Origin of the sequence: Sinorhizobium sp. FG01 (genome assembly GCF_002531875.1) — a bacterium.
Taxonomy (GTDB): Bacteria; Pseudomonadota; Alphaproteobacteria; order Rhizobiales; family Rhizobiaceae; genus Sinorhizobium; species Sinorhizobium fredii_C.
Map to the genome: position 1 here is coordinate 91086 of NZ_NWTB01000011.1, position 15966 is coordinate 107051.

Here is a 15966-nt window from a genome sequence, read left to right on the forward strand (position 1 = left end):
TTCGCACCTGCGAGAAGATCCATCACGCTTGTGAAGTTAATCTGAGCGTGTTTGCACGAAATTGAAGCATTTCCGCCAAGCGGCTGTCGCAGCCATGCATCGCGCGCATATGTGCCATTCCGCAGTGTCCCTATACAAATTAGGGGTTCACGCCTATCTTCAGATCATCGATCGGGCAGCGCACTCCTCCTCCCAGCGCTCCCGATACGGATTGGCAACCTCCTCCTCCCAGTTGCCAATCAGAACAGGCAACGCCCGCTGGATCTCCTCCCCCAGCGGGCGTTGTTTTTGCATGGTTCGAGCAGCCTTTCGAGCTTCGCCTCCCCACCTGAGGCGATTCCAGGCACACTCGACAGCACCATAAATTAAGACTGGATTAACGGCCGACAGAGGATTGCAAAAGCTGCATGGGTGCGATGCAGCATCGTCTCTGTTTTCCGAGCACAAATCGATTATATTCCTGCCCATAAGATGATGGCCAGCAAGAGAGATAGAGCGCTGGCGAACGACCCTGAAAGGAATAGGATCATGAACCTCGCACGTTCTTTCAACAATTGGCGCAAGTATCGTCAGACCTGCAACGAGCTCGGCCGCATGAGCGACCGTGAGCTGAACGACCTCGGCATCGGCCGCGCCGACATCCCCTACGTTGCTCGCAAGGCTGTCAAGTAAGTCACAGACTGCTGCTGTTTTCGTAACGCCCTCCGGCCTTGCCGGAGGGCGTTTTTCGTTGCCTGATCGGTGCATGACACCGGGCTTTCGGTAGAGGCGGTTTAGTCCGTCCGTTCGGTGCACCATTTCGCGTCGCATAATTGCTGCCATGGGAGCCTTGGTGAGCCAGCCCGCGCGTCGACACTGTCCGCGAAAACCGCGGCAAAACAACGCGCTACCGCTGGCGCGATGGGAGTAGCCGCGTGCTGCATTTTCGGGCTCCGCCCTTTCCATGCACAGCAAATCATCGACGCAGTGCACAAATGCATAGCAGATGCATTTTCTTTGCACTCCACCTGCCAATTGGACAAGCGTATAAGAACCTCAACGACGCAGACAAATCACTGTCGCGCCCAATCGATCTGAGGAAACGACCATGAACCCCATTCGTCTTGCAAAGAGCTGGATCAACTACCGCCGCACTGTCGCCGAACTCGGCGGCCTGTCGAACCACGCCCTGAGCGATATCGGCATCACCCGCTACGACATCCGCAACATTGCGGCCCGCTCCTTCCGTTAATCGGAACGAAGCCTGAAACTTGAAAGACGGCGCCCGCGGGCGCCGTTTTTGTTGGAAGCGCGGAAGGGCTATGCTAGGAAGCCGCGCATGAACAGGACCACCTCTCCTTATTCGCCCATTCATGTCATCGGCGGAGGGCTTGCCGGCTCGGAAGCCGCCTGGCAGATCGCCGAGGCCGGCGTGCCGGTCATTCTGCACGAGATGCGCGGCGTGCGCGGCACGGAGGCTCACAAGACCGACGGCCTCGCCGAACTCGTCTGCTCCAATTCCTTCCGTTCCGACGATGCGACGAGCAATGCGGTTGGCGTGCTGCACGCGGAGATGCGCCTCGCCGGCTCGCTGATCATGCAGGCTGCCGATCGCAACCAGGTGCCGGCCGGCGGCGCACTTGCTGTCGACCGGGAGGGCTTCTCTCGGGCCGTCAGTGACCATATCCACAGCCACCCGCTGATCTCGGTGGTTCGCGAGGAAATCAGCGATCTGCCGCCGAGGGAATGGGACCTTGCGATCGTCGCCACCGGTCCGCTCACCGCTCCCGGCCTCGCCGAGGCGATCCGCCGCGAAACCGGCGCCGACGCGCTTGCCTTCTTCGATGCCATAGCGCCGATCGTCTACACCGAGACCATCGACATGGATATTTGCTGGCACCAGTCGCGCTACGACAAGGTCGGCCCCGGCGGCACGGGCAAGGACTATATCAACTGCCCGATGACCGAGGCTGAGTACAACGCCTTCGCCGATGCGCTGATCGCCAGCGACAAGACCGGCTTCAAGGAATGGGAAGGCACGCCCTATTTCGACGGCTGCCTGCCGATCGAGGTGATGGCGGAACGCGGCCGTGAGACCCTTCGCCACGGCCCGATGAAGCCCATGGGGCTCACCAATACCCACAATCCCTCGGTCAAGCCCTACGCCGTCGTGCAGCTGCGCCAGGACAATGCGCTGGGCACGCTCTACAACATGGTGGGCTTCCAGACCAAACTGAAATACGGCGCCCAGACGGAGGTGTTCCGGATGATTCCGGGCCTGGAGAACGCCGAATTCGCAAGGCTCGGCGGCTTGCACCGCAACACCTACATCAACTCGCCGGTCCTGCTCGACCGTTCGCTGACGCTGAAATCCCGTCCCGGCCTGCGCTTTGCCGGCCAGATCACCGGCTGTGAGGGCTATGTAGAAAGCGCCAGCATCGGGCTTCTCGCCGGACGGTTCGCCGCTACCGAGCGCAAGGACGAAGCGCTGTCGCTGCCGCCGGACACGACGGCCTTTGGCGCGCTCCTCAATCACATTACCGGCGGGCACATCGTTTCCGAAGACGAGCCGGGCAAGCGCTCGTTCCAGCCGATGAACATCAATTTCGGCCTGTTTCCGCCGCTGGAGCCGGGTGCGCTTTTGCGGCCCGAAGGTGCCAAACGCTTCCGCGGCAAGGAAAAGGCACTGGCCAAGAAGCACGCGACTGCGGCACGAGCGCTGAAGGACTGCGCCGAGTGGCTTCATCACGAAGCCGCATAAGCGTTCAGTCGATCGTCTGCGCCGCCGCCTTGCTTTCGGACGGTGGCTCCGCGAATTCGGATTTCGGATTGAAGCTACCGAGCAGCCAGAGGGAGACCTCGGCCGCCTCTGCAGCGGTCCGAAACTCGAAGCTGTTATCCAGATAAGCGAAATCCGGGAAATGGACGATGAGCCCCTGCCCGCTTTCCGAGCTGTTTACCCGCAGCTTACCGGGATGAATCACATGGCATACATAGTGCGTGCCGTGCGACTGGATGAATCCCGCCTTGCCGTCGTGCAGACGAAGAAAAATAGCCTTGCCGTCGATGGTCGCATGCAGCGCGCGGATTGCCTCGTCCGGAAAGGCACGACCAAACTCGACCATGGCCGAGCCGGTATCGGGATTGCTGGCGTCGCGCTCGGCGCGCGCGTTCATCCAGGCATAAAAGGCGGCAACGAACGCAACCACAGCGATGAGTATGAACCAGAGCATCATCCGTCCCCTTCGGACGACAGGAATAGGTAAGGCCCGTTCTTATCGCTCGAGGCTTGCGCCAGCTTGAACGGGGACATTCGTCAAAAACGCCGGCGTCGGCTCGCGCGCCACATCCGCCATTGCCGTTGCCACTGGGGCGGCTGGATCGAATACCGCAGGATCCGGGCTCCGGCGGCCTCGGCGCGCTCGAACACCGGCTCGGCAAGAGCAACGGGAACGAAGGCCGAGAAATTCTGCGGAGAGATCGAACCCAAACTCTTGCGCGCCTTGGCGAGATGATCGCGGCCGAGCCCGCAGAATGCGCGAACGGCCCTGCCGATCGCGACCTCGTCGCGCCCGTCCAGCAGCATCTCCCGGTCGAGACCGGTCGCCCGCAGGAGGTCGGCGGGAAAATAGACCTGGCCGCGCCGGCAATGGACCGGCAGGAGCAACAAAAGGCCGGCGATCGTCTGCGCAACGCCGGCGTGCCCGGCAGCCTCTGCGGACATTCCGGCGTTCGCCGGGTCGAGAGTGAGCGAAGCCAGTTGAATGAGTGCGGACGCCGTTTCGCCCGCATAGCCCTCCAGCGCCGTCGTGTCCTCCATCGGGTCGTCGTAGAGGTCGAAAATGCGCGCATCGATCATGTTCTGCAGAACGGCAACGGGCAGACGATGCTCGGCAATTGAGGCAAGCAGCGCCTCGGCTAGCGGGTGGCCCTCGCCCCCCGAATGGTTCTCCAGCAGGTCACGCCACCATTGCAGCCGAATTTCGCCGGGAAGCGGCTCGTGTACCAGGTCGCGGATGCGGGCGATCTCGGCGTTGAAGGCGTAGAGGCAGGCAAGCGAGTGCCGCTTTTCCGGCGAGGCGAGCAGGCATGCGAGATAGCGGTCGCGATCGGTGTCCCGCAGTGTCGCGAGTATCTGGGGATCTGGCATTTGCACGCTGCGATTCCTTCGGCTCGATCACACCGCAATCAGGGCTGCAGCGACGGCGCGCGATTCTGCCAGCATGACATTGTAGGTGCGAACCGCCGCGCCGGTATTCATCGGATCGGACGAAATATCGGCGGCCTTCAATGTTGCCTTCAGATCCGCCGGCAAGGGTCTGATGTCGCGGCCGGTCCCGACGAGCAGGACTTCGATCGCGTGAGCCTCGCCAAGAACGCGCCGGAATTTTTCGATCCCCAGCGGATCCCCCTCGGCGACGTCCCAGGCATAGACGCCGGAGGGCAGCAGCAGCACCGAGCCGCGGTGCGACATGTCGGCGAAGCGGAAGCCGCCATTGCCGTAGGCGTCGATAGGCGCGCGTCCCGGAAAGTGCGCTTCGCGCATTTCGATACCTTTTGCCATCAGGCCGCCCCCGTTGCCGTACCCGGCGTCGTCCCGCGTCCTCCCAACTCGCCGCCGAGACGATTGTTTCGACGGTTGAAGAGAATGAGCACCGGCCCGGCGATATAGATCGACGAAACCGTCCCGATAACCACCCCGAAGAGGAGCGTCGCGCTGAAGGATTGCACGAGGCGGCTCCCGCCGAACAGGTAAAGCGCAACGAGGGCAAGCGCCGTCGTCGTCGCCGTGAGGATGGTACGCGACAGGGTCTGGTTGATCGATGCGTCGATCAAGACCGAAAGCGGCATCCGCCGATAGCGCGCCAGGTTCTCCCGGACGCGGTCGTAGATCACCATCGTGTCGTTCAGCGAGTAGCAGACGATGGTCAGAAGCGCTGCGAGGCTCGCGAGATTGAATTCGATGCCGGTCAAGACCAGGAAGCCCACGGTCAACAGCACGTCGTGAAGCGTGGTGATGACGGCACCGGCAGCAAACTTCCAATCGAAGCGCAACCAGACATAGAGGATGATGGCGAGTATCGCCGCCGCGACTGCGAGCGTACCGGCGCGCGTCAGTTCTCCGGACACCGCCGGGCCGACGACCTCGACACGGCGGAAGCTGTAGTCACCTTCGAGCTCGGCGCGGACCAATCCCATTGCGGTCTGATCGGCGTTGTCGCCTGCCTCCTGCGATGGGATGCGCAGCAGGATATCCCGCGCCGAGCCAAGCCCCTGAATCTGGACCTCGCCGAGGTTCAATTCGTCGAGGCGGGCGCGGACGTCGGCGACGTCGGCTGTGCCTTGCTTTGACCGGAGCTCCAGAAGAGAACCACCTTTGAAGTCGGCCCCCATGTTGAGCCCGAGGCTCACCAGCAGGACGAGCGAAGCAAGCGAGAGCGACGCCATCAGGATGAACACCGGATTGCGGAGGGCCATGAAGCGGATATCGGCCTCGGCAAAGAAGCCTGTGCGGATACCCCTTGGCAGATGTTTCGGCCGGCGGCGGCGATACCATCCGCGGATGAGCCGGCGGGTCAGGCTATGCGCCGTCAGGATGGTCGTGACGCTGCCTATGGCGAGCGTCGTCGCAAACCCGCTGATCGCCCCGGTGCCAAGCAGGAAAAGGATGACGCCCGCAATCAGCATCGTCAGGTTCGCATCGATTATGCTCCTCAACACGCGCGAAAAGCCGTTGTCGAGGGCCTTGCGCAACGGCTCACTGCTGTTGCGCACCTCCTCTCGCAGCCGCTCGTAGATGAGAACATTCGAATCGACCGCCACCCCGATCGTGAGAACGATCCCGGCGATCCCCGGCAGGGTCAGCGTAATTCCGAGAAGGGAGATTACCGCGATGATGAGCACGACGTTGACGATCACAGCGACCACGGCGACAAGGCCGAAGAAACCGTAGAACCCGATCATGCAGGCGGCGACCGCGGCTGCCGCGACCAACCCGGCCGTTAAGCCGTTGGCGATCGCGTCCGTGCCAACTTCCGGACCGACCGTGCGCTCTTCGATGACCGTCAGTGAGGCGGGAAGCGGCCCGGCTCGCAGCAGAGCGGCGAAATTCTCCGCGCCCTCCTCCGACAAGTCGCCGGAGAGCCGGACCATATCGCCTTCGATGACGTCGCCAAGCGCCGGTGTCGAGACCACCTGTCCATCCAGCACGATGGCGAATTGCCGGTTCGACGCGGCTTGCGACAGCGTTGCGAGCCGCGGGGACTTGATATCGACCACGGGTTCGCCGGTCTGAGGATCAGTCCCGGGCTGCGCATCGTCAAAGTCCTCAGCGGAGGCGAAGGCCTGCCTTTCGACCAGATAAGGCACCGGCGGGTCATCCAGCGAATAGAGCACCTCCGACGCGGCGGGCGGCCGCGTATCGAGGGCTTGTTGCGCCGGCATCGATGGGTCGAGCCACCGGAAAGCGACGCTGCCCCGCTGGCTGAGGAGATCCTTGAGACGTTGTGGGTCCTCCAAGCCGGGTATCTGGATGCTCAAGCGATCGCTGCCGCGGCGCTGGATCACCGGTTCCGCGGCCACCACTTCTCCGACGCGGCGACGCACCGCCTCGATCGACTGGGCGAGCGCCGCGGACAGCCGGAAATCGATGCCCTCGTTGGTCAGGCGAAGCTGAACCGGCTCCTGCGCCGTCGTCTCGTCGACGACCAATTCCCGGATCGGATTGCCAGCCCGGCCCGGTGCCTCAACCGGCGCGGTGAGTGTATTGAGGGCCTCTCGGGCTGCCGCTAACTGAGACGTATCGCGCAGCCGAAACTGAATTTCCTGACCGCTGCCGGAAAGGCCGGTATAGCCGATTTCGGCGCCTCTCAGCGCTTGGGCGATGGCCTGGATCGTGGCTTGCAGGCGGTCCGCGACGATGCTGTCGCGATCAACCTTCAGAACGATATCGGAGCCGCCCTTGAGGTCGAGGCCGAGCGGCACCTGCCGATGCGGCAGCCATGCCGGCCATCCGGCAAGCTGCTCCCTCGGAACGATGTTCGGCAGAGCAAAGGCAAAACCGGCCAGGACGACCAGCCAGATCAAGGTGTTCTTCAGCGGCGAGAAGTTGGGCATGCCTTGAAATGCTCCATCGCCAGACCCGGCCGGCCGTGGCAGGTGAGGTTATTCCTTGACGGGCTCACCCTTCACGCGGACTTCGGACACGCCGCTGCGGGCGACGCGGACCTTGATTCCCTCGGCGATTTCGACCTCGAGTTCCGCATCGTCGATAACCTTCGTCACCTTGCCGATGATACCGCCGCCGGTAACGATCTGATCGCCGCGGCGGATGTTCTTCAACAGCTCTTCGCGACGCTTCATCTGCGCACGTTGCGGGCGAATGATCAGGAAGTACATGACGACGAAGATCAGGATGAACGGCAGGATGGACATCAAAATGTCGGCCCCGCCGGCGGCGGGCGCGGCAGTCTGCGCAAAAGCTTCGGTAATGAACATCGATCACTCCTTGAGTTCAACCCACGCGGTTACTTTGCCCGCGCGAAATCCGACGGGAATATAGGGAAGCAATCCCACGACACAAATGTCGGCACCCTTCTCCGTTGCTCCTGCCTCTGACATAATTTCCGCAACAGGAGAACCCCTTCAGGGCGGAGAGCCGGGCTTTTCCAGCGCAAACCGCCGTGCTACCGACAAAATCATACCGCCGGCGGAGAAACGGCCGGATAGATCAAGCAACTGCACCGGACCCCGCATCTTTCGCCAGGAGCGTGAGCCAAGCCCGCAGACCAGTATGCCCGGAGATATAATGATGCGCGAAAGCAAGCTCGACATTCTGATCAATGAAGTGCAGAGGCTTTCGGCAGCGCTCGACCGGATCGCCGGGCCGGCGCCGGCGGAGAACGACTGGAACGAAGCAGAATGCTTCGTCTGGGTCCCCGTTACCCGCCATTTGCAACCGGTCACCAAACCGAATCGCATCGATCTCTCGTTGATCACCGGTGTCGATCATGTCCGCGACATCCTCTTCGACAACACGCTTCGCTTCGCAGAGGGTTTTCCCGCGAACAACGTGCTCCTCTGGGGCGCACGCGGCATGGGCAAGTCATCGCTGGTCAAGGCGGTACATGCGAAGGTGGCGCGCGACAGCGGCGGCGGCCTCAAGCTCGTTGAGGTGCATCGCGAGGACATCGCGTCCCTCCCCGCGCTGATGGACATCCTGCGGCAAGCCCCGATGCCGGTGATCGTTTTCTGCGACGACCTTTCCTTCGATCACGACGATACGTCCTACAAGTCGCTGAAGGCCGTTCTTGACGGCGGAGTGGAGGGCCGCCCGGCAAACGTCGTACTCTATGCGACCTCGAACCGCCGACACCTTCTGCCGCGCGACATGATGGAAAACGAACAGTCGACTGCCATCAATCCTTCGGAGGCGGTCGAGGAAAAGGTCTCGCTCTCGGATCGCTTCGGGCTATGGCTCGGCTTCTACAAGTGCAGCCAGGACGACTATCTGGCCATGGTCGACGGCTATGCGCGCTATTTCCATCTGCCCGTCGAACCGGCATCGCTGCATGCCGGCGCCCTCGAATGGGCGACGACGCGGGGATCGAGATCCGGCCGCGTCGCCTGGCAATTCATTCAGGATCTGGCTGGCCGTCTGCGCCGTCAACTGGACGAGACGGCATGATCGGGCGCGCAGGGCGCCCGATGAAGACTATTCGAGGAAAGTCGCCGGGTTAACCGGGGTCGCATTCTTGCGAACCTCGAAGTGCACCTGCGGCTGGCTCGCCTTGCCGGTCATGCCGGAGGCGGCAAGCGTCTGGCCGCGCTGGACCTTCTCGCCGCGCTGAACCTTGAGCTGCGAGGCGTTGCCATAGACCGTGACGGTGCCGTCATCGTGGCGGACCAGGACGGCATTGCCCAGTTCCTTGAGGCTGCTGCCGGAATAGATGACCACGCCGTTCTCTGCCGCCTTGATCGGCGTGCCTTCGGGCACCGAAATATTGATACCGTCATTGCGGTTGCCGTCGACATTGGCGCCATAGGCGGCAACCACCGCGCCGCGGACCGGCCAGCGATATTTGCTGATGCCCGTCGACTTCGGAGACTCCTGGTCGATATCGGTCTTGATAGCGACGTCCGAAACGCTCTCCTTGGCGACCGGAGCCTTGTATTCCGCCGGCTTGCCCTGATCGAGCGAAGCCACTTTCGTTTCCGTTTTGGCCGGCACGGAGGCCGTGACGACGGCATCGGTCGCCGCTGCTCCGGCTGCAGGCATCTTCAACTTCTGGCCGACGCGAATAGCTTCCGCCGTCAGACCGTTTGCCTGCTTCAGCGCCGCGACGGACACGCCGTTGGCCTTGGCGATCTTGTTCAGCGAATCCCCCGGCTTGACGGTGTAACCGCCATCCGAGCCGTCGCCTGCACCGGCATTGTTAAGCTTGCCGGCGGCCACATCGTTGCGGCCTTCGCTCTTTTCGCGGGACTGAGACTGGCCGGGAAGGATCGCCATCTCGCGCTGGCCGGTGGGAAGCGGCGAAGGCTGCCTCTTTCCGCCTTCGAAGTCGGCAATGGAACCAGAGGCTGCGGCCTTTGCTGCACTGCTCGAAGCGCCAAAGGTCGGGACGATAAGGCGTTGACCTGGCTCGACCTGGCTTGCCGACTTCAAGCCGTTCGCCTTGAGGATTTCCTTCTCGGGAACTCCGAAGCGGCGGGCCAACACGGCAACCGTATCGCCGGGGCGCACCATGATCGTGGGCGCATTCGCCGTCGTCCAGCCACCTTTGTTCGGAGTCGTCTTTAGATCCGACGGCAGCGGCTCAGCCTTTGCGAGTATGGGCTGCGGTTGGCGGGCGGCGGGAAGCGCCTGCGGCTGACGCGTTGCGACCGGCGCCGGCTCCGCCAAGGCAGTACGCTGAACGCTGACCGGCGTCGAAGCGGCCCGGGCGCTGGAGACCGGCGTACTCGCCGTGCTCATCGGATCGTAGGACGCGGCCTGCGCGGAACTCGGAAAAGCCTGGCCGTAAGAGCCGCCGGAACCTGCGGATGAGGCCAATTGGCCGCCGGAGATATCGCCACGTGGAACATTCCCCGGGATGGAACTGGTGGTGATGTCATCCGAACTCGAAAAGAGCCCGTTGAAACGGCTGACGTCGGAGCTGCAACCGGTCGCGACGCTTGCCAGCAAAACCGCCCCGCACAGGCGGATCAAAGACTTCCCTGCACCGGGAGATGAAAATTGACGCATGACGCTTACCCACTCCGAACGCAACTCGCTGTGGAATGATTAAAGCGCATTAGAGTTACCGCCCGGTTAAGGGCGGGACTCATTTGACAAAATGCTAACCATAGGATGTCCGCGCATCCGTGACGCAGAAGCCTTTCCGCCCTAAATGCCGCAGAGGCAACAGCTCAAAGGAGCTCGGAATAGAGGCGCTCGATTTCCGACAGCGACCGCGATTCAGGCAGCTGCTCCTCATAGCTGATGCTGCCGACGTCCCAACCGACGAAGGGTGTTTCGCGGACCGGCGTATCGGTGGAACCGACTGAAGAGACAGCCTTGTCCTCGTCCAGGAAGACGCTGACGAGTCTTTCGAAATTTCCGCCCGTGTCCAATCCGCTTCCGGCATCGTATTCGAGCGACCGCAAGCCGGCCAGAGCCGCCTCCCTCGTGCCGAAATAACGCAGGCTGTTCTGGTCCTCCGTGCGGAGGCTGTCATAGTAGTCGATGAAGGAACTATAATAAGCCTTGTAGTCGCCGGTCTCGGCATGCTTCCCAAAGGCCTGATATTCGCGCGCAGCCAGCTGCGGGGAAAGCGTGTTGTTCCACTCGTCCCGGGTCAAGGGCGGCAGTTTCTCCGGCGCCTTTCTTGTCCGGCTGAGATAGAGCAACGCATCGACCGACAGCGAAATGCGTGGCGTCGGATCGAAAAAGCTTGTCGGAGTTGCCTGGACGCCGCCATCGTCCTTGCTTCCGGAGACGACCTGCCCGGCGGGACGGCCGGCGAGATTGCCCAAACCGTCGCCCGTCGTCGCTGCCGTCAGCCTGTTCGCAATCTCCATCCACCGTCTCCGTCACTGGCACGAGGGAGCGGGTCGCCGTCGAGGCAAACGCGCCTTCAGCCATCGTGCCCGTCCGGGCTAAGGGCTGAAGCTTGCGCGAAGCTGGATTTGGTTAAGAATGGGTTAACAGGCTGATCCGCAAGGGGTTTGCTGCGTCGAGGGAACGGCGCAGCGGTGCCTCAGCCACCTCCGGCAGCCGAGAATCAGGTCACCCGTCCATCAAAGAAACGATGCGAGCTGCGGTACGATCGGAAGATAGGGCGCATCGAACAGGTCTTCACGATCGAAACGGCTGCCCGTCCGGCTGACCCGCACGATGCGGCACTGTGTTTCGCTCATCATGATCGGCACGAGCAGAGTACCGCCGGAGACGAGATGGTCGGAAAACATTCGAGGCAGGCTGCCGAAGGCGGCGGTGATAAGAATTCGGTCGAAGGTCCCCTCGCCCGGCACTCCGGAACTGCCATCCGCCTGCCTGACCACGACATTGCGGATGCCAGCTTTTTCGAGGTTCTTCTGCGCCGAACTCACCAATGTCTGGTAGCGGTCGATCGTCAGGATGCGTTCGGCGATGCGCCCCATCACTGCGGCGGTGAAGCCGCTGCCTGTCCCGACCTCGAGAATCCGCTGGCCCGGTTTGATGTTCAGGCAATGCAGCAGGCGGACTGCCAAGTCGCAACCTTCCATGAACGAACCGCAGTCGAGCGGTATCAATCGTTTGGAATAGACCTCGTCCTGGTACTGCGGCGGACAGAAAATGCTGCGCGGCGTCTGCTCGACGGCCTTGAGCAAATCGTGATTGACCACGCCGGCGGAACGAAGGCGCAGCGCCATCGCTGCAAAGCCTTCCTGCTGCGAAACGCGTCCGTTCAAGCGCCTGTCCCTTCCCGCAGTGCGCGCGCAATGCGCTCCTGGACGGTATAGTCGGTCATATCCAGTTTAAGCGGGGTTACCGAAATCCGGTTTTCGCGCACAGCGTGAATGTCGGTGCCGGAGCGGAAGTCGCCGGAGCGCTCGCCGAAGCGGAGCCAGAAATAGGGAAATCCGCGGCCATCGATGCGTTCGTCGATGCTGAGGCCGAATTCGAGCTTGCCTTGTGAGGTCACTTCGACGCCCGCCACCGCATCGGCCGCGCAATCGGGGAAGTTCACATTGAGGAGCGTGCCATCCGGAAGCGCGACATCCATCAAGGTACGGATCAGGGCGGGCGCATGGGTCTCGGCCACGTCCCATGAGACTGCGCCGCCGACGGCATGCCGGTAAGCCTGGCTGACGGCGATCGACCGGATTCCCTGCAGTGTGCCCTCGATTGCGCCGGCGACCGTGCCTGAATAGGTGACGTCGTCGGCGAGATTGGCGCCGATATTGACGCCCGAAAGGACGAGATCCGGCCTACGGTCGAGGATCTTGCGCGCTGCCATGATGACGCAGTCGGTCGGCGTTCCCCTGAGGGCGAAACGCCTCTCCGCCACCTGCCGCAATCGCAGCGGCTCCGACAGCGTCAGCGAATGGGCAAGGCCGCTCTGGTCCACTTCCGGAGCGACGACCCAGACATCGTCCGAGATCGTCAGGGCGATCCGCTCGAGGACAGAAAGCCCTTCGGCATGAATGCCATCGTCATTGGTCAGCAGGATGCGCATGCCGGTCTCTTTCGCTTGCCCGCGCTTCAGGCCGCCTTCTCGATGCGTCTAAGACCGCCCATATAGGGGACGAGAACCTCCGGAACGGAGACCGAGCCGTCGTCATTCAGATAGTTCTCGATGACGGCGATCAGCGCGCGGCCGACAGCGACGCCGGAACCGTTCAGCGTATGGACGAACTTCGTGCCCTTTTCCTCCTTGGTGCGGTAGCGTGCATTCATGCGCCGCGCCTGGAAGTCGCCGCAGACCGAGCAGGACGAGATTTCGCGGTAAGTATCCTGCCCCGGCAGCCAGACCTCGATATCGTAGGTCTTGCGTGCGCCGAAGCCCATGTCGCCGGTGCAGAGCGTCATGACCCGGTAGTGGAGCCCGAGCCCTTTCAGCACCTCCTCGGCGCAGGCCGTCATCCGCTCATGCTCGTCGATCGAGGTCTCGGCGTCGGTGATCGACACCAGTTCGACCTTGTTGAACTGATGCTGGCGAAGCATGCCGCGTGTGTCGCGGCCGGCAGACCCCGCCTCCGAGCGGAAGCATGGCGTCAGGGCCGTGAAGCGCAGCGGCAGCTTTTCGCCCTCGAGGATCTGCTCGCGCACCATGTTCGTCAGTGGAACCTCCGCCGTCGGGATCAGCCAGCGATCGTCCGTCGTGCGGAAGAGATCTTCCGCGAATTTCGGCAGCTGGCCGGTTCCATACATCGCATCGTCGCGGACGAGCAGTGGCGGCTGCACCTCGATATAGCCGTGCTCCTGCGTATGCAGGTCCAGCATGAATTGGCCGAGGGCGCGCTCCAGGCGGGCAAGCTGACCCTTCAGAATGGTGAAGCGCGAGCCGGCAATGCGTGCGGCCCCTTCGAAGTCCATGAACCCCAAGGCTTCGCCGATTTCGAAATGCTCGAGCGGCTTGTGATTCCACGTGGGCTTGGCGCCGACGGTGCGCTTCACGACATTGCCGCTCTCGTCCGGACCGACCGGGACGTCCTCAAGCGGAACGTTCGGGATGCGCGAGAGCGTATCGTTGAGCTCGGCTTCGATCCGGCGGCTTTCCTCTTCGGCAGCCGGCAGGGCGTCCTTGAGTTCGGCGACCTCGGCCTTGAGCTTTTCCGCGAGTTCGCCGTTCTTCTGCGCCATGGCGGCGCCGATTTCCTTCGAGGCGGCGTTGCGGCGCGACTGCATCTCCTGCAGCGATTGCAAGACCGTGCGGCGGCGCTCGTCAAGCGCGATCAGCGATGCCGACAACGGCTCCGCGCCCCGCTTCGCCAGCGCATTGTCGAGCAGGCCAGCATTCTCACGAATCCATTTGATGTCGAGCATAGTCGTCCCACGCGTTGGTCTGCTGCATGTCTCCTCAGATCGACCTCGATTTGAGGAGACATGCAGCAATTCGAAGTGCTACAGCGACCTTTGCGCGTCTGATAAAACGCGCGGCGCTGCAGGTCACGGCGCGATTAGATCAGCCCTGGGCGGGCCCGACCGTACCCGAAGAACCTTCCTGCGAAGACGCAGACTCGCCTGCAAGTGATTCAGCTTCCCGCTGCCTTTCAACGAGTCGCGCCGTATAGATTGAAATCTCGTAGAGAAGGATGGCTGGCAGCGCAAGACCGATCTGGGAAACCGGATCCGGCGGCGTCAGCACGGCCGCGACGATGAAAGCGATGACGATCGCATATTTGCGCTTCTCGGCGAGCCCCTGCGAGGTGACGAAACCGACGCGCGCCAGTAGCGTGGTGACGACCGGCAACTGGAAGACCAGGCCGAAGGCGAACACCAGCGACATGATCAGGCTCAGATATTCCGAGACCTTCGGCAGCAGCTGGATCGCAACCTGCCCCTCTCCACCGCCCTGCTCCATGGCCAGGAAGAACCACATGACCATCGGGGTGAAGAAGAAGTAAACCAGCGCCCCGCCGAGCAGGAAAAGGAGTGGAGACGCAACCAGGAACGGCAGGAAGGCGGCGCGCTCGTTCTTGTAGAGCCCGGGCGCGACGAACTTATAGACCTGCGAGGCGATTACCGGAAAGGCGATCACCAGCGCGCCGAACATCGCCACCTTGATCTGGGTGAAGAAAAACTCCTGCGGCGCGGTGTAGATGAGTTCCACGTTACGATGGCTGAGACCGGCCCAGCTCACCGCCCACTTGAACGGCAGGACGAGGAGATTGAACAGCTGCTTGGCGAAATAGAAGCAGACCAGGAAAGCGACGAAGAACGCGCCGACCGCCCACATCAACCGCGCCCTAAGCTCGATCAGGTGCTCGATCAACGGCTGCGGCTTGTCCTCGATATCGCCGCTCATGCGTCACCTTTTTTCTTGCGCGCAGATGCGCTTGTCTTCTCGGTTCCGACGGGGGCCACGCGGTCGTCGGCTGTGGTCTTCCTAGTCGCCGCTTTCTTCGGCGCGGCCGTAGCGGCGGCTTTCTTGGTGGCTGCCTTGATTGCCGGTCCCTTGGCGCTCGCCGCCTTCTGCGAAGCTGCTCTCGGCTTAGCGGCACGCTTCGGCGTCGCCTCGGGCGCCTTCGATTCCGCCACCTTTACCTCGTCCGCCGCTGCGCGTTGCATCTGCCGGGAGGCAGACCCGACGGCCGCGGCTGCCACCGTCTCGACCGGCTTCGCCGGCATTCCAGCGGGCGCAGTCGCCGGCTCGATTTGTGGTGCAGGCGTGACAGGAGCCTCGGGCGCGACCGGTTGGGCCGGAGCGTCGGGCGTCGTCGCCCTTTGCAGATCGGATTTGATCTCGTTTCCGAGCTGCCGCAGCGGGTTCATGGCATCGCGCAATGCGGTGGTCGGATTGAGGCTTTGCGCATCGCTGATCGTCTTGCGAACCTCGTCGAGATCGGCCTCCCGCAGCGCTTCATCGAACTGGCGGCGGAAGTCGGAGGCCATGCCCCGCATCCGCCCCGTCATTCGTCCGAAGGCCCGCAGCATGGGCGGCAGGTCCTTCGGTCCGACGACGACGATCAAGACGATTGCAATAACAACAAGCTCGGTCCAGCCGATATCAAGCATCCGACGCGCCCTACAAACCCGTAATGCGGCTCACCGGACGCTAGGCGCGCCGGTTGGCCATTTCCGATCGTCAGCGGACTTCGTCGGACTTGTGCTCGACGGTCTTGCCGTCGATCGTCTTGTCGGCCGAGGCAGCGTCCTCGTCGGTCATGCCCTTCTTGAAGTTCTTGATGCCCTTGGCAACGTCGCCCATCAATTCCGGGATCTTGCCACGACCAAACAACAGCAGCACGACCACCAGGACGATCAGCCAATGCCAGATGCTAAACGAACCCATCCACTTA

Annotated in this window: 19 protein-coding genes; 5 read left to right on the forward strand and 14 right to left on the reverse strand. The window is 62.5% G+C overall.

All coding sequences use genetic code 11. The annotated features are described in order from the left end of the window. Positions 1 to 159 precede the first annotated feature (159 nt). Positions 160 to 294: a hypothetical protein gene (locus CO656_RS31260; RefSeq protein WP_272938868.1), complete on the reverse strand. Its 135-nt coding sequence runs from the start codon at positions 292 to 294 to the stop codon at positions 160 to 162. 234 nt (positions 295 to 528) lie between these two features. Between CO656_RS31260 and CO656_RS19415 the strand changes: the two genes are divergently transcribed. The 3 genes from CO656_RS19415 (at position 529) to trmFO (ending at position 2740) form a co-directional block, all read left to right on the forward strand. Further along, positions 529 to 672 (forward strand): DUF1127 domain-containing protein, encoded by a 144-nt coding sequence (locus tag CO656_RS19415; protein ID WP_064506658.1) that lies wholly within the window; start codon positions 529 to 531, stop codon positions 670 to 672. A gap of 415 nt (positions 673 to 1087) precedes the next feature. Further along, positions 1088 to 1231, forward strand: coding sequence for a DUF1127 domain-containing protein (locus CO656_RS19420; RefSeq protein WP_014328242.1), 144 nt, complete (start codon positions 1088 to 1090; stop codon positions 1229 to 1231). Positions 1232 to 1318: 87 nt separating this feature from the next. After that, the gene (gene trmFO, locus CO656_RS19425; protein WP_097526805.1) at positions 1319 to 2740 is read left to right on the forward strand and encodes a methylenetetrahydrofolate--tRNA-(uracil(54)-C(5))-methyltransferase (FADH(2)-oxidizing) TrmFO; all 1422 of its coding nucleotides are present in this window, start codon (positions 1319 to 1321) and stop codon (positions 2738 to 2740) included. A 4-nt stretch (positions 2741 to 2744) separates the two neighbouring features. Here the strand turns inward: trmFO and CO656_RS19430 are convergent, their stop codons facing one another. The 5 genes from CO656_RS19430 to yajC form a co-directional block, all read right to left on the reverse strand. Next, the gene (locus CO656_RS19430; protein ID WP_097526882.1) at positions 2745 to 3212 is read right to left on the reverse strand and encodes a hypothetical protein; all 468 of its coding nucleotides are present in this window, start codon (positions 3210 to 3212) and stop codon (positions 2745 to 2747) included. Between the two features lie 83 nt (positions 3213 to 3295). Next, entirely contained in the window at positions 3296 to 4135 is an 840-nt protein-coding gene (locus CO656_RS19435) for a phytoene/squalene synthase family protein (RefSeq protein ID WP_097526806.1), read from the reverse strand. A 21-nt stretch (positions 4136 to 4156) separates the two neighbouring features. Further along, positions 4157 to 4543, reverse strand: a complete 387-nt coding sequence (locus tag CO656_RS19440) for an Mth938-like domain-containing protein (protein ID WP_179864797.1) — start codon at positions 4541 to 4543, stop codon at positions 4157 to 4159. After that, complete coding sequence (secDF, locus tag CO656_RS19445; RefSeq protein ID WP_097526807.1) at positions 4543 to 7095, reverse strand: protein translocase subunit SecDF; 2553 nt, start codon at positions 7093 to 7095, stop codon at positions 4543 to 4545. The genes CO656_RS19440 and secDF overlap by 1 nt, the downstream gene beginning before the upstream one ends. 48 nt (positions 7096 to 7143) lie before the next feature. Next, positions 7144 to 7476, reverse strand: coding sequence for a preprotein translocase subunit YajC (gene yajC, locus CO656_RS19450; RefSeq protein ID WP_037422867.1), 333 nt, complete (start codon positions 7474 to 7476; stop codon positions 7144 to 7146). A 313-nt stretch (positions 7477 to 7789) separates the two neighbouring features. Between yajC and CO656_RS19455 the strand changes: the two genes are divergently transcribed. Next, positions 7790 to 8665, forward strand: coding sequence for an ATP-binding protein (locus CO656_RS19455; RefSeq protein WP_037422916.1), 876 nt, complete (start codon positions 7790 to 7792; stop codon positions 8663 to 8665). Between the two features lie 27 nt (positions 8666 to 8692). Here the strand turns inward: CO656_RS19455 and CO656_RS19460 are convergent, their stop codons facing one another. Beyond that, the gene (locus tag CO656_RS19460) at positions 8693 to 10033 is read right to left on the reverse strand and encodes a LysM peptidoglycan-binding domain-containing protein (RefSeq protein WP_234819526.1); all 1341 of its coding nucleotides are present in this window, start codon (positions 10031 to 10033) and stop codon (positions 8693 to 8695) included. Between the two features lie 40 nt (positions 10034 to 10073). Between CO656_RS19460 and CO656_RS30865 the strand changes: the two genes are divergently transcribed. After that, entirely contained in the window at positions 10074 to 10220 is a 147-nt protein-coding gene (locus CO656_RS30865) for a hypothetical protein (RefSeq protein WP_234819527.1), read from the forward strand. Positions 10221 to 10389: 169 nt separating this feature from the next. Here CO656_RS30865 and CO656_RS19465 read toward each other — a convergent pair whose 3' ends face one another. From CO656_RS19465 to CO656_RS19500, 7 genes are all read right to left on the reverse strand, one after another. Continuing rightward, positions 10390 to 11040, reverse strand: coding sequence for a biotin biosynthesis protein BioC (locus CO656_RS19465; protein ID WP_097526809.1), 651 nt, complete (start codon positions 11038 to 11040; stop codon positions 10390 to 10392). Between the two features lie 219 nt (positions 11041 to 11259). Next, on the reverse strand, positions 11260 to 11913 hold the full coding sequence (locus CO656_RS19470; RefSeq protein WP_037422875.1) for a protein-L-isoaspartate(D-aspartate) O-methyltransferase: 654 nt from the start codon (positions 11911 to 11913) through the stop codon (positions 11260 to 11262). After that, positions 11910 to 12680 (reverse strand): 5'/3'-nucleotidase SurE, encoded by a 771-nt coding sequence (gene surE / locus CO656_RS19475; RefSeq protein WP_097526810.1) that lies wholly within the window; start codon positions 12678 to 12680, stop codon positions 11910 to 11912. Before surE ends, CO656_RS19470 begins: the two co-directional genes overlap by 4 nt. Positions 12681 to 12706: 26 nt before the next feature. Next, positions 12707 to 13990 carry a serine--tRNA ligase gene (serS, locus tag CO656_RS19480; RefSeq protein WP_097526811.1) on the reverse strand — a complete coding sequence of 428 codons (1284 nt, stop codon included), beginning with the start codon at positions 13988 to 13990 and terminating at the stop codon, positions 12707 to 12709. A gap of 139 nt (positions 13991 to 14129) precedes the next feature. Next, positions 14130 to 14972 (reverse strand): twin-arginine translocase subunit TatC, encoded by an 843-nt coding sequence (gene tatC / locus CO656_RS19490; RefSeq protein ID WP_037422884.1) that lies wholly within the window; start codon positions 14970 to 14972, stop codon positions 14130 to 14132. After that, positions 14969 to 15682 (reverse strand): Sec-independent protein translocase protein TatB, encoded by a 714-nt coding sequence (gene tatB / locus CO656_RS19495; protein ID WP_097526812.1) that lies wholly within the window; start codon positions 15680 to 15682, stop codon positions 14969 to 14971. Before tatB ends, tatC begins: the two co-directional genes overlap by 4 nt. Before the next feature lie 70 nt (positions 15683 to 15752). After that, positions 15753 to 15959 (reverse strand): twin-arginine translocase TatA/TatE family subunit, encoded by a 207-nt coding sequence (locus CO656_RS19500; protein WP_018239649.1) that lies wholly within the window; start codon positions 15957 to 15959, stop codon positions 15753 to 15755. Positions 15960 to 15966 lie beyond the last annotated feature (7 nt).